The sequence below is a fragment of the Alistipes sp. D31t1_170403_E11 genome (genome assembly GCF_015553985.1).
GTDB lineage: Bacteria > Bacteroidota > Bacteroidia > Bacteroidales > Rikenellaceae > Alistipes > Alistipes montrealensis.
In genome coordinates, this window is sequence record NZ_JADNHQ010000003.1 from 528,606 (window position 1) to 542,170 (window position 13,565).

A 13,565-nucleotide genomic window follows, 5' to 3' on the forward strand; every position below is an offset into this window, starting at 1 on the left:
TAACTTTACCCACGTTATTATTCATAATATGGTACGCGAACGGATCGAAGAGCTGCGCCGCCAGCTCGAACTGCATAACTTCAAATATTACGTCGAAAACGCCCCCGAGATTTCGGATTTCGAGTTCGACGCCATGATGCGCCAACTCCAGGACCTGGAGCGCGCGCATCCCGAGTATGCCGACCCCAACTCGCCTTCGGTGCGGGTGGGAAGCGACCTTACGGCTGAATTCCAGACGGTAAAGCACCGTTATGCGATGCTGTCGCTGGGCAACACCTACTCGCTCGACGAACTGCACGAGTTCATCGGCCGCATCGAACGGGAAGCCGGACCGACGGACTACGTCTGCGAACTGAAATTCGACGGCACGGCCATCTCGCTCACCTACGAACACGGACGGCTTCTGCGCGCCGTAACGCGCGGCGACGGCGTCGAGGGCGACGACGTGACGGCCAACGTCCGCACGGTGCGTTCGGTCCCCCTGCGCCTGCGCGGGGAGGACTGGCCCGATTATTTCGAAATCCGGGGCGAAATACTGATGCCCTACGCCTCGTTCGACAGGCTCAACGCCGAGCGCGAGGCCAACGGCGAGCAGCTCTTCGCCAATCCCCGCAACGCCGCCGCCGGAACGCTCAAGCAGCAGTCGTCGGCCGTCGTGGCCAAGCGCGGACTGGATTGCACGCTCTATCAACTGGCTGGCGACGAACTACCGTTCACGAGCCATTGGGAGAGTCTCCAAAAAGCCCGCGAATGGGGCTTCAAGGTCTCGGATGCGGCGCGTATCTGCCACAACGCCGACCAGATCGACGCCTATATCAACCACTGGGACGAGGCGCGGCGCAAACTGCCCTTCCCCACGGACGGCGTAGTCATCAAGGTCAACGATTTCGCCGTGCGCCGTCAGTTGGGCTTTACGGCCAAAGCCCCCAAGTGGGCCGTAGCCTATAAATTCAAAGCCGAACAGGCCTCGACGCGTCTCGACAGCGTGTCGTTCCAGGTAGGCCGCACGGGAGCCATTACACCCGTGGCCAACCTCGAACCGGTATTGCTGGCCGGAACCACCGTGCGGCGCGCGACGCTGCACAACGCCGAGCAGATGGCCCTGCTGGACATCCGCCCGGGCGATACGGTTTACGTCGAGAAGGGCGGCGAGATCATCCCGAAAATCATCGGCGTGGACTTCTCGCAGCGACCCGCCGACAGCCGGCCGTTCGAATACATCACCGTATGTCCCGAGTGCGGAACGCCGCTGGTGCGCTACGAGGGGGAAGCCAAGCACTACTGCCCCAACCAGAGCGGATGCCGCCCCCAGATTATCGGACGCATCATCCACTTCATCCGCCGCAAGGCCCTCGACATCGACGGCCTGGGCGAAGAGACCGTCGAACTGCTCTACGAGAACGGCCTCGTGCGCGACGTGGCAGACCTCTACGACCTGCATGCCGGGCAGTTGGCCCCCCTGCCCCGGCTGGGCGAGAAGTCGGCCGACAACATCATCCGGTCGATCGAACGGTCGAAGCAGGTTCCCTTCCAGCGCGTACTGTTCGGACTGGGCATCCGCTTCGTGGGCGAGACCACGGCCAAGTACCTCGCCGAGCATTTCCGATCGCTGGACGCCGTGATGAAGGCTACGCGCGAAGAGTTGGTCGAGGCCGACGAGGTGGGCGGACGAATCGCCGACGCGATCATCGAGTACTTCGCCGAGGAGGCGAACCTGCGGATTATCCGCCGCCTGCGCGAAGCCGGGCTGCAATTCGAAGCCGAAGCGCGCGAACTGGCGTCGGAAGCGCTGGCGGGAAAGAGTTTCGTGGTTTCGGGCAAGTTCACGCGAAGCCGCGACGAAATGAAGGAGCTGATCGAACTGCACGGAGGCAAGAACCTCGCGGCGGTGTCGGGCAGCGTAGACTACATCGTGGCGGGCGACAACATGGGCCCGGCAAAACTCAAGAAGGCCGAGAAACTGGGCATAAAGATCATTTCGGAAGAGGAATTCATCCGGATGGTCGAAGGCGACGGTCCGGCCGGGGAGGCTCCGCAGCAGGGAGAACTTTTTTGAATGAAGAATTAAGAATTAAAAATTACAAGTATTTATGCTCCAATCCAAACTTTCCGGCGTAGGCGCCGCAATGATCACCCCCTTTACCGCAGACGGCCGTGTGGACTACAAAGCGCTGGCCCGCATGATCGACTACGTGATCGAAGGCGGCGTGGATTATATCGTCGCACTCGGCACTACGGCCGAAACCCCTACCCTCTATATGCCCGAACGCGCCGTGATCGCCATGTTCATCACCAACCAGATCGCCGGGCGCGTCCCGCTGGTAATGGGCTGCGGCGGTAACTCCACGTCGGAGGTGCTCGACCAGCTGCGCGAATTCGACCTGCGCGGCGCCGACGCCATCCTGAGCGTTACGCCCTATTACAACAAACCTTCGCAGGAGGGCCTTTACCAGCATTTCCGTACCGTCTCGGCCCACTCGCCCCTGCCGGTGATCCTCTACAACATCCCGGGCCGCTCGGGCGTCAACATGACGGCCGAAACCACGCTCCGGTGCGCCACCGATTTCAAGAACGTCATCGGCATCAAGGAGGCATCGGGCGACATCTGCCAGATGCAGCGCATCCTGGACAACCGTCCCGAGGGATTCCTCGTGCTGTCGGGCGACGACGGCATGACGCTCGAACTGATGCGCCGCGGCGGCGACGGCGTGATTTCCGTGGCGGCGAACGCCTTCCCGCAACGGTTCATGGAGTGCGTAAACCTCGCCAAGGCGGGCGATTTCGAAGCAGCGGAAAAAATCTACGCCACACTCGACGAAGCCGTACACGCGCTCTTCGAGGAGGGCAACCCCGTGGGGGTGAAATGCGCCCTCTCGGTGATGAAACGCATCGGCGACACGATGCGCCTCCCGCTGGTCGCCGGATCGGAAAAGCTGCGCGAAAAGTTCAAAGGACTGATCGCCAAATACGATTTGCGCTAAATTTGCGTTCGTACCAGAAACGACCGATATGAAACGATTGCTGCTTCTTATGCTGCTGGTTCCGGCACTGGCCGCCGCCAAGGTTCCCGACGAAGAGATGATCCTCGACCGGACGATGAACGCGGAATCGCCCTTCTATTACCCCGGGCTGATGATGCGTTACAACGCCGGCGACGCGACGCTGACCGACGAGGATTACCACTACCTCTACTACGGTTACGCCTACCGGGACGACTACAAGCCGCTGGCCCTGAACCCCGATCTAGACAAACTGCTGATGATGGCTTCGGGCATCGACCCCGACAAACCCGACGCCGCCACGCTGGAAACGATGATTTCGGTGGGGACCGACGCCCTGAAGCACGATCCGTTCAGCCCTAAAATCCTCAACCTGATGTCGTTCGCCTACGGGGCGCTGGGCGACAAGGAGCAGGAAAAAGCCTACTCGGACCGCATGAACGGCGTGATCCGCGCGATCCTCGCCACGGGCGACGGGTTGACGCAGAAGAGCCCGCGTCACGTGCTGATGTTCGACCACGCGCTCGACGTGCTGGCCGCCGAGGGATTCTCCTTCGGTAAAGCCCGCATCATCAGCCGCACGGTGGAATTCGTGCCGCTGACCGTCCCCTATGTGGTCGACGGCAAGAAAATCAAAGGCTATTATTTCGATTTCGGACGCGTTTACCGGAACAAGCCCGAAGGTTACACCTACCAGCGCGACCGCACCTGGCAGTTCAACAACCTCAAACCCCGCACGTATAAATGATGAAACCGCTCCGGCATACGCTCGGCCTGCTCCTGCTGCTGACACTCGCGGCCTGCGAAAAGGACCGCGAATACCGAATACAGATTTCGCCGGAAGAGATTCTCCTGGCGTGCGACGCATCGGCCGAGGCCGTATTCACTGTTTCGGCCGATGCGGCGTGGACGCTGTCGTACACCGGAGAGGGATTCTCGGTCACGCCGGACAACGGCGCCCGCGGGGAGACGAAAGTGACGGTCAGAACGACCGAAGCCAATCCCGCCAACCAGCGCCGCAGGCTGGGCGCAATCACGGTGCACTTCTCGGCCGACAAGGGCGACTACCCGGTCGGGGTCTTCCAGAAACCGGCCGTGGCGGCCCAGACCGTCCTGCTCTACATGCCCGGACGGAGTTTGATCAGCTATTACGAAAACAACATCGAGGGTGTCCGCGAGGCCGTCACCAACCAGGTTCCGGGCGACGGACGCATACTGGTCTGCTACCAGCCCGAAAAGCATTCGTCGGCGGTCCTGCAGGAGATTTATTACGATGCCGTGACCAACCGGTGTGAAACGTCGACGCTGAAAACCTACGACAGTTTCAACGCCGGGTCGGCAGTCCATGTGCAGCAGTTGTTTGCCGATGCGGCGGAACTGGCCCCGGCACAGAACTACGGACTGATCATCGGCTGCCACGGCAAAGCGTGGGTTCCGGCCAGCAGCGGCACGATTCCCTACTCGATGCGGCAGTCGCCGCCGAACGATGTCTGGACCCCGGTTCCGGGCGCCAAGCAGACGCGTTCGTTCGGCGATTCGGGCTACGAACTCAACATCACGGAACTGGCTGCGGCGCTCGAATCGCTTGCCCACCGCTTCGACTACCTGATCTTCGACGACTGTTTCATGGCCAATATCGAGACGCTCTACGACCTGCGTTCGGTCGTCGGGTACATCGTGGCATCGCCCTGCGAGGTCATGGGCGACGGGTTCCCCTATACCCGGATCGTCCCCCGCCTGTTCGAGACAAGTGCGGTTTCGGAGCGGCTCGCAAAAGCCTGCTGGGAGTTCTGGAACCTCTACCAAAACGACTATCAGAATACGAAATGGAAAGAGCAGTCGGGCTGCATATCCTTGGCCGTGATGTCGGAACTGGATGCCCTGGCCGAGGTGATGCAGCGCATCAACGAAAAGGAGAAGCAGGCGTTCGACATCAACGAACTTCAGTATTACAAGGGCGGCAGCACCCCGCTTTTCTACGACCTGGGGCACTATGTCGCCCTGAGCCACAAAAACGAGCCGGCGCTTATCGACGAATTCACAGCACGACTCGACCGTGCATTTCCGGCGGAAAGCCGCCTGCACACAGCGCGGTTCTATTCGGCTTACGGACAGGGCAACCACACCGTCCATCACTATTCGGGCGTCTCCGTGAGTGAACCCTCGACCACATTCGCCGTAGAAAACCGGCAGACCGCCTGGTATCGGGATACGCATTAGCGTGACGGAAGAGAGCTAGTGCGCCGGGCTTCCAGTCCGACCTCCCGCGTGACACCGATATCTTCGACAAATTTCGCATCGTGGGAGATGACCAGCAGCGTTCCCCGGTAATCGCGGATCGTGGCGGTCAGGATAGCAAGGCTCTGCAAATCGAGGTTGTTGGTCGGTTCGTCGAGCAGGAACAGATCGGGAACATGGTCGGAAATCATCAGACAGCAAAGGTACAGCCGCATTCGTTCACCCCCGCTCAGCACGTTGCAGGGCTTGTCCCAAACCTCCTTCGAAAACAGGGCGCGGTGTAACCGCAGTTTGACCTCATGGTCCGAAAGATTGAGCCGGTTATGCTCCCGGGCCAGTTCCAGCACCGACTGCGGAGTATCGACCCGGCTGTACTCCTGGTCGAGACAAACGTGGGAAAAACCCGCCGACTGCACCTCGCCGATTGTAGGCCGCAGTTCCCCGGTCAGCAGTTTCAGCAGCGTCGTCTTGCCGCTGCCGTTATCCCCTGCTAAATGGATGCGCTCCCCGCTCCGGATTTCGATATCGAGGGGATTCTCCCAGAGCAGTCCCCCCGCACCATAGCCGAAATTAACGCCCCGGGCCGAAACCAACAATTTCCCGTCGTGCAGCCGCGCATCGTCGAAATCCAGTTTCAAAGCACACGCAGCGGGCTGTTTGAGACGCAGTTCGCCCAATCGCCGCCGGTTTTCCCCGACAATCTCCGCATGCTTCCCCTGCAATCGCGTGGAGGTCCTTTCACCGTCGTCCTTCGCCTTCTTCCGCATGGCACGGGGCAGTTCGGCCTTGTTCCTTTCGCCCCGCCGGGAACGTTTTTCCTGTCTTTCACGCACCTCCTGCGCCTTTCTGCGGGCCAGCCGCAAAGCGGTCTCTTCAGCCTCGACCTGCCGGTCTAGAGCCTGATGTTCGGTCTCTTTGCAGACTTTGTAGAATTCGTAATTACCGCCGTAGAGCCGCAGTCCGCCGGGGGTGAGTTCGCAGGTCGCCTCCATCAGATTCAACAGCGCGATATCATGGCTTACAACCAGCACGGTCGCCCGGGTATCGGCAATGAAGTCGTACAACTGCCGCCGGCCCGCGGCGTCGAGATGATTGGTCGGTTCGTCGAGCAGGACGATCGCCGGACGGTGGACCGAAATTCCGGCCAGAAAGAGTTTCGTTTTCTCGCCGCCGCTCAGCGAATCGACCGAAGCCGCCAGATCCACATCGGGCAGTCCCCACGAACCGAGCGCAGCCCGGCAGCGGGATTCGACCTCCCAGTCATCGGCCAGAATATCATAATGCACACTGTCGCCGCTGCCGTTGCAGATGGCGTGCAGGGCTTCCAGTTTTGCGTCCACACCCAACGCCCGGCCCACGGAGATACCCCTGACACCGACCTGCTGCGGAACGTACCAGGGCGCCGAAGTACAATGGATACTGCCCGAAGAGGCGCCGAACTCCCCGGCGACCAGTTTCAGGAGCGTGGATTTCCCGGTTCCGTTATTCCCGACAACGGAAACCTTCGCGCCCGCGGTCACGGACAGGCTGACATCCTCGAATAAAGTCTGCTGCTGATAGCGGAAAGATACTCCGCTAAGAATAATACTCATAGATGAACAATTAACAGGGCCTTACGGATAAGGCCATTAAACCGATAAACTTTTGGGTCGTCCCATGGTCGGTTTAATCGAAAACCGACACTGTCAATTGTTTATTCTCATCGGAGTACGTTTAGATTCACGGCAAAGGTAACAACTTGATTCCGATTTGCCAAATTTTTTCATTTCCCCGGAAAACAAGTCCCGGCAACAGGACACGGCGGGATTTCGACGCCAAAGAAACGGATGCCGGCCTGACGAAGCAAGCCCCGGACGGAGCATACCGGAGTATGTTCCATTCGGGGCGAACAAGGCAGGGCGAAAGATGCCCTCTGAAATCGGAATTTATTCGTACTGGCCGGACTTCAGGCGCTCCACTTCCTCACGGGTAAGGAACCGCCACGCTCCGCGTTTGAGGTTCTTTTTCGTAAGGCCCGCGTAGTAAACGCGGTCGAGCTTGGTCACGGTGTAACCCAGGAATTCGAAGATACGGCGCACGATGCGGTTGCGGCCCGAGTGAATCTCGATGCCCACCTCCTGCTTGTTCTCCTTGACGTAGGATATCTCGTCGGCAAAAATCTCGCCGTCCTCCAGCGTAACGCCTTCGGCGATCTTGTCCATGTCGGCGCGCGTCAAGGGTTTGTCGAGCGTCACCTGGTAAATCTTCTTCTTCTTGTAGGAAGGATGCGTAAGTTGCTTGGTAAGGTCGCCGTCGTTGGTGAACAACAGCAGGCCGAGGCTGTTCTTGTCGAGACGCCCCACCGGGTAGATACGTTCCGTGCAGGCTCCGTCGACCAGTTCCATAACCGTCTTTCCAGCGTGGGGATCGTCGAGCGAGGTCACATAGCCTTTGGGCTTGTTCAGCACCAGGTAGACCTTCTTCTCGCCCTGCACGCGGCTGTCGTTGAACTTCACCTCGTCGGTAGGCAGCACCTTGGTTCCCAGTTCGGTGACGATCACGCCGTTGACCGAAACGACGCCTGCCGTGATGAAATCGTCGGCCTCGCGGCGCGAGCAGATGCCCGACTGCGCGATGAAGCGGTTCAGGCGCATCTCGCCCGTCTGCTTCTCAGGATTGAACTTCGGGTAAGGCGCCGGTTTATCGTCGTGCTTCCTGCCGGGTTTGAAAGGTTTGTCGACAAACTTCCGGTCACCGAATTTCCGGTCGCCAAACTTCTTATCGCCGAATTTCTTCTCGCCGAATTTCTTCTCGCTGTAGGGTTTATCGCCGAACTTCTTGGGACCGAACTTCTTCTCGCCGTAGGCCGGTTTGTCGCCGAACTGGCGGCGGGGACGCTCCTCGTCGTTGCGGGGGCGGTCATTATCGCCGAACTGACGGCGCGGGCGGTCGTTATCGTAACGGGGCTTGTCGCCGAACTGGCGGCGCGGACGGTCGTCGTTCTGGCGCGGACGGTCGCCGTACTGGCGCGGTTTATCGTCATACTGGCGACGCGGACGGTCGCCCTCTTCACTGCGGGGTTTGTCGCCGAAACGCGGCTTCTCGAAAGCCGGACGGTTGTCGGGCGTAAAATGAGGGTTGTACGAAGCCCGGCGTTCGGGCCTGTTTTCGAAGGACGGTTGCTCCGAATCGGCAGCATCACGCTGCAAACGCGGGCGACGCTCGACACGCTCCGCCGAAGCTGTCACCATGCGCGCGCGTTTATCGCGCCCGAAACGGGTAAGCGCAGGGGTCGAGTCGTTTTTAGGATCTTTCATTGTTTATTCGTCTAATAAATTATCTGGGCCAAGTCGGTGCGAACCGAAAGCAGGACCGAACGTATTCGTATCATGCCGGGGTGCGGCCTATCTAAGCCGGGTTTTACCCGGCAAAGTTAATCCATTTTTCCAGATTATATCACATAACGTGCCCGATTTCAAACGTTTTGGGAATAATTGGCCCGAAGCGCGACAAAACGACCGGTTTTGCCGTATCTTTACCGAAAATTTATTTTCCAACGACCTGCCGCATTCCGGTAAGAACCGCACGGAACATCATCCGGCGTCCGGTATGGGCAACGACACACGATTCTGCGTCATGAACATGAACCGCGAAATAATGCGCATCGCGCTCCCCAACATCGTCTCGAACATCACCGTACCGCTGATGGGCATCGTATCGACCGCCATCGCCGGACACTGGGGAGCCGACACGGCCGCCACGATCGGCTCGCTGGCCATCGGGGTCTCGATCTTCAACTTCATCTACTGGAACTGCTCGTTCGTGCGCATGGGAACCAGCGGACTTACGGCCCAGGCATTCGGCGCGGGCGATTTCCGCGAGTGTACCAACATGCTCCTCCGCGCGCTGTCGGTGTCGGCGGTGATGGGTGTGCTGATGGTCCTGCTGCAATATCCCGTGGGCGAACTGGCCCTGTGGGCGATGAACGGCAGCCAGATGACCCGCGACTACTTCTACGCCCGCATCTGGGCCGTACCCGCAGGCATCGTGCTCTTCGGCTTCAACGGCTGGTTCACGGGTATGCAGAACGCCGTATTCCCGATGCTGACGGCCATCACAGTCAACGTCGTGCACATCCTTTGCAGCCTTTGGTTCGCATTCGGAATGGACATGGGCATCGTGGGCATCGCCTATGCCTCGGTAATCGCCCAATGGACCGGCGTGGCGCTTTCGGGGCTGCTGCTGGCGATCAAATACCGGTCGGTTCTCACAGGAATAAACTGGCCGGAGGTGCTGGACTTCAAACCGCTGAAAACGTTCTTCATCATCAACCGCGACATCATCCTCCGCACGTTCTGCATCGTGGCCGTCTACACCTTCTTCACCGGGGCGTCGGCACGCATGGACAACCCTGCGTTGCTGGCCGTCAACACCCTGCTGCTGCAACTGTTCACGCTCTTTTCCTACATGAACGACGGCTTCGCCTATGCCGCCGAAGCGCTCACAGGGCGTTTCATCGGTGCGCGCGACGGCACGTCGCTGCGCGACTGCCTGCGCCGCTGCATCTTCTGGGGGACAATCGTATCGGTGGCATTCGTGGGGATTTACCTCATCTGGTGGCGCGACCTGGTCGGACTGTTCGTCGACAGCACGGCGGCCAATGCCGGGCAGATGGTCGAACTGGCCGGGCAGTACATCGTCTGGATCATCCTGATCCCGATCGCTTCGGCCATGCCCTTCATCATGGACGGCATCATGGTCGGAGCCACCGAAACCCGCGTCATGCGCGACTCGATGTTCTGGTCCACGGCGGCCTACTTCGCCATCTACTACGCCTGCTACCCGCTGATCGGCAACAACGCACTCTGGCTGGCCTTCACGCTCTACATGTTCCTGCGCGGCGTGCTGCAATACTTCATGACCGATCACCTGAAGACCATCTACAACAAGGTTCCGTAACGATTTTTGCCATGACACTGCCCGAAGAGATGCTCTACATCAAATACGTCCGGCTGAAAGAAGACGCCGAACGCCCCGACGCCTATCCCTACACGGTTCCGGCGCTGGCGAATTTCAGCGAACTGCATTTCCGCTGTCCCGTGACCTTTATCATGGGCGAAAACGGCATGGGCAAATCGACGCTGCTCGAAGCCATCGCCGTCAAAGCCGGATTCAACGCCGAGGGCGGCTCGCGCAATTTCAACTTCGCCACGCGGCCGTCGCATTCGCAGCTCTGGGAGCAAATCGTATTGGGACGCGGCCTCACCCCGCGCGACGGCTATTTCCTGCGCGCCGAGAGTTTCTACAATGTGGCGTCGGAACTGGAGCAGATCGCCGACGGGGTGCTCCGCTACTACGGCGACCGCTCGCTCCACCAGCAGTCGCACGGCGAGAGTTTCCTCGCGCTGCTCGAACACCGCCTTTTCGGCAACGGACTTTACATTTTCGACGAGCCCGAATCGGCGCTGTCGCCCGCGCGGCAGATGTACCTGCTGTGCCGGATGCGGCAACTGGTCGAACGCGGCTCGCAGTTTATCGTCAGCACCCACTCGCCCATCGTGCTGGCCTACCCCGGGGCCGAAATCTACGAAATAACCGACAGCGGGCTGCGGCTCACCGAGTTGGAGCAGACCTCCCACTACATGCTGATGAAACGCTTCGTCCTCGACCGCGAAAGCCTCCTGCGGCAGATGGACCTCAGCGAAGAGTCATAAAAAAGCCCCGGAAATTCCGGGGCTTTGCATTCCGTCCGTCAGTTGACGAAATCGGTGGACCTCAACGTGGCATAGCGGATATACGACAGCCAGCAGCCGAGCAAAGGGCGCAGGTAGAGATTCGCAAGCGGCTCCCAATCGCCGCGGAACTGCTCCGAACCGGTCTTTTTGGCAAAGACCAGCTCCCAGGGCAGGTAGTCGGCCCGCTCGTCGCGTGTCAGTTCCCGCGACCACTCCACACGCCCCGAACGGTCGGCGCCGGGTCCCGTACATTCGCATTCGGCATAGTAAACGTCGCCCTTGCGGGCCGCGTCGTGCCAGTCGCGCCACCCCTCAGGGCGGATTACGGCGGGGAACTCGCATTTCCACCACACCGTGCGGGCCGTCGATTTCCACGGACGCCCCAGATAGACCTTCGTCACGTCCCCGGCCGCCGTTACGCGGCATTCGTAAAACACGAAACCGTACTTGTTGCGCTCGGTGGTCGAGGCGGCGGTGATGAAACTGTCGGCCTTGCAATGGATTTCACACCCGTCGAAACCGACGATCGAAGGCCCGAAGATGAAATCCGTGGTTCCCTCGATATAGGAATACGTCACGTAGACACGCGAAACATAGCCCCGGGCGAAGAAGGTGTCCTGATCGCCCTCGAGACGGCAACGGTCGATCCAGATGCGGTCGCCGCGGGTTTCAAGCGCCACGGCCTGCCCCACCCGCCCAGCGTCGTTCTCGACCGTAACGTGCTGCAGGAAAACATCGTCCGCCTGCAGCGACATCGTGTAGGAATCGTAGGTGGTCATTTCGTAACCGTCGGCGGCCTTTCCCGAATAGTCGCCCCAGACGACACGCACGTCGCCCTGCCCTACGATCGCGACCTTGTCCTTATAGACATCCAACGTCACTTTTTCGCGGTAGGTCCCGGCCATAATCCGCACGGTGCGCCACTCCGCAGGTTTCGACGGCAGGGCGTCGAAGCAGGCCTGAATGGTTCGAAAATCGCCGCCGCCGTTGCAGTCGACGGTATAGACCGTCTCCGCCGAGGCCCAAAGGCCCCGGCAGAGCAGGATCGAAAGCAGCGCCAGCCGTCGCATGGCCTCAGAGCGTTACACCCGTCTTGAAGATGGCGATCTCCTTGAAGCCCGTCTTCTCGTGCCGGAGGTGTTCGCCGTCGGCCGTAGCCAGCACCTTGTCGATGAAACGATCCAGCACGACCTGCGGCTCCTCGTCCTCGACCAGCGTTCCGGCATTGAAGTCGATCCAGTTGGCCTTGAATTCCGCGAGCTGCGTGTTGGTCGAAACCTTCATCGTGGGCACGAACGACCCGAAAGGCGTGCCGCGTCCCGTGGTGAAAAGCACCATTTGACAGCCCGAGAGGGCCAGCGCCGATGCGGCCACGAGGTCGTTGCCCGGGGCTTGCAGGAGGTTCAGACCGGGTTTTAGGATCGGCTGCGCATAGGTCAGCACGTCGACAACCTGCTGCGCTCCGCCCTTCTGCACACAACCCAGCGACTTCTCTTCCAAAGTCGTGATGCCGCCCTTCTTGTTGCCCGGCGAAGGATTTTCGTAGATCGGCTGGTCGTATTTGCGGAAATAGTGCTTGAAATCGTTGATCAGGCAGACCGTCTCGTCGAAAACCCGGCGGTCCGCGGCGCGGTTCATCAGGATGGTCTCGGCGCCGAACATCTCGGGAACCTCGGTCAGCACCGTCGTGCCGCCCTGGGCGATCAGCCAGTCGGAGAAAAGCCCCACCAGCGGATTGGCCGTGATACCCGAAAAACCGTCCGAACCGCCGCACTTCAAGCCCACCTTGAGGTAAGCGAGCGGAAGCGGCTGACGCTTATCGGATTTCGTCCTTTCGACCAGTTCGCGGCAGATTTCGAAACCGGCCTCGATCTCGTCTTCGACCTCCTGTGCGATCAGGAACTTCACACGCTCGTCGTCCCACTCGCCGATCACCTCTTTGAGGGCCGACACCTGGTTGTTCTCGCATCCGAGACCCAGCACCAGCACAGCTCCGGCATTGGGGTGCTTCACCAGCGCGGCCAGCGCCCGCTGCGTATTGGCATGGTCGTCGCCCAACTGCGAACAGCCGTAGTTGTGGGTGTATACCCGCACGTCGTCGAGGTGCGAGCAGTCGCACTCGCGCTTCACCCGCTCGGCGATGGCCTGCGCCTGTCCGTTGACACACCCCACCGAAGGCACGATCCACAATTCGTTGCGAATGCCCATCGTGTCGTTGCGTCGCAGGTAGCCCATCACCTTCACGTCGCGCTTCGCGTAGTTCACATCGTAGACTTTCGGCGCATAGGTGTATTCGAGGTCGTCGCGCAGGTTGGTTTTCAGGTTGTGGGAGTGGATCCACCCGCCCTGCGGCACGGCCGCCGTGGCATGACCGATGGGATAGCCGTATTTCACGACGTTCTCGCCCCCGGCGATGTCGCGCAGGGCGAATTTATGGCCGCGGGCAATGTCCTCGCGAAGCGTCACGACAAGGCCGTCTACATCGACCGTCTCGCCTTTCGGAAGGTCCGCAAGCGCCACGGCGACGTTGTCCGCAGCATTGATTTTCAGGAATCGTTTCATAGGTTCAGATTATCCAACAGTTAACCGTCGTTTAAACGACGGGGCGGTGAAC

General features: G+C 60.1%; 10 protein-coding genes. 6 read left to right on the forward strand and 4 right to left on the reverse strand.

All coding sequences use genetic code 11. From position 1 onward, the window contains the following. Window positions 1-28 precede the first annotated feature (28 nt). From ligA to I2E69_RS08675, 4 genes are read left to right on the forward strand one after another with little or no spacing between them, the layout of a single operon-like run. Window positions 29-2,056, forward strand: a complete 2,028-nt coding sequence (ligA, locus tag I2E69_RS08660) for an NAD-dependent DNA ligase LigA (RefSeq protein ID WP_195460800.1) — start codon at window positions 29-31, stop codon at window positions 2,054-2,056. Between the two features lie 34 nt (window positions 2,057-2,090). Then, window positions 2,091-2,981, forward strand: a complete 891-nt coding sequence (dapA, locus tag I2E69_RS08665) for a 4-hydroxy-tetrahydrodipicolinate synthase (RefSeq protein WP_195460801.1) — start codon at window positions 2,091-2,093, stop codon at window positions 2,979-2,981. A 28-nt stretch (window positions 2,982-3,009) separates the two neighbouring features. Further along, complete coding sequence (locus I2E69_RS08670) at window positions 3,010-3,747, forward strand: DUF4919 domain-containing protein (protein ID WP_195460802.1); 738 nt, start codon at window positions 3,010-3,012, stop codon at window positions 3,745-3,747. Next, window positions 3,744-5,219 carry a clostripain-related cysteine peptidase gene (locus tag I2E69_RS08675; protein ID WP_195460803.1) on the forward strand — a complete coding sequence of 492 codons (1,476 nt, stop codon included), beginning with the start codon at window positions 3,744-3,746 and terminating at the stop codon, window positions 5,217-5,219. Before I2E69_RS08670 ends, I2E69_RS08675 begins: the two co-directional genes overlap by 4 nt. On the opposite strand, the gene I2E69_RS08680 is transcribed toward I2E69_RS08675, so the two are convergent. Beyond that, window positions 5,216-6,829 carry an ABC-F family ATP-binding cassette domain-containing protein gene (locus I2E69_RS08680; RefSeq protein ID WP_195460804.1) on the reverse strand — a complete coding sequence of 538 codons (1,614 nt, stop codon included), beginning with the start codon at window positions 6,827-6,829 and terminating at the stop codon, window positions 5,216-5,218. The genes I2E69_RS08675 and I2E69_RS08680 overlap by 4 nt on opposite strands. A 333-nt stretch (window positions 6,830-7,162) precedes the next feature. Beyond that, a complete protein-coding gene (locus I2E69_RS08685) occupies window positions 7,163-8,533 on the reverse strand; it encodes a pseudouridine synthase (protein ID WP_195460805.1) in 1,371 nt (456 codons plus the stop codon). 319 nt (window positions 8,534-8,852) lie between these two features. Between I2E69_RS08685 and I2E69_RS08690 the strand changes: the two genes are divergently transcribed. Together I2E69_RS08690 and I2E69_RS08695 are read left to right on the forward strand one after the other, a co-directional pair. Next, on the forward strand, window positions 8,853-10,175 hold the full coding sequence (locus I2E69_RS08690; protein WP_195460934.1) for an MATE family efflux transporter: 1,323 nt from the start codon (window positions 8,853-8,855) through the stop codon (window positions 10,173-10,175). Between the two features lie 11 nt (window positions 10,176-10,186). After that, a complete protein-coding gene (locus tag I2E69_RS08695) occupies window positions 10,187-10,930 on the forward strand; it encodes an AAA family ATPase (protein ID WP_195460806.1) in 744 nt (247 codons plus the stop codon). A gap of 38 nt (window positions 10,931-10,968) precedes the next feature. On the opposite strand, the gene I2E69_RS08700 is transcribed toward I2E69_RS08695, so the two are convergent. Together I2E69_RS08700 and I2E69_RS08705 are read right to left on the reverse strand one after the other, a co-directional pair. Beyond that, window positions 10,969-12,021: a pectinesterase family protein gene (locus tag I2E69_RS08700; protein WP_195460807.1), complete on the reverse strand. Its 1,053-nt coding sequence runs from the start codon at window positions 12,019-12,021 to the stop codon at window positions 10,969-10,971. A gap of 4 nt (window positions 12,022-12,025) precedes the next feature. Beyond that, window positions 12,026-13,513 (reverse strand): UxaA family hydrolase, encoded by a 1,488-nt coding sequence (locus tag I2E69_RS08705; RefSeq protein WP_195460808.1) that lies wholly within the window; start codon window positions 13,511-13,513, stop codon window positions 12,026-12,028. Between the last annotated feature and the right edge of the window lie 52 nt (window positions 13,514-13,565).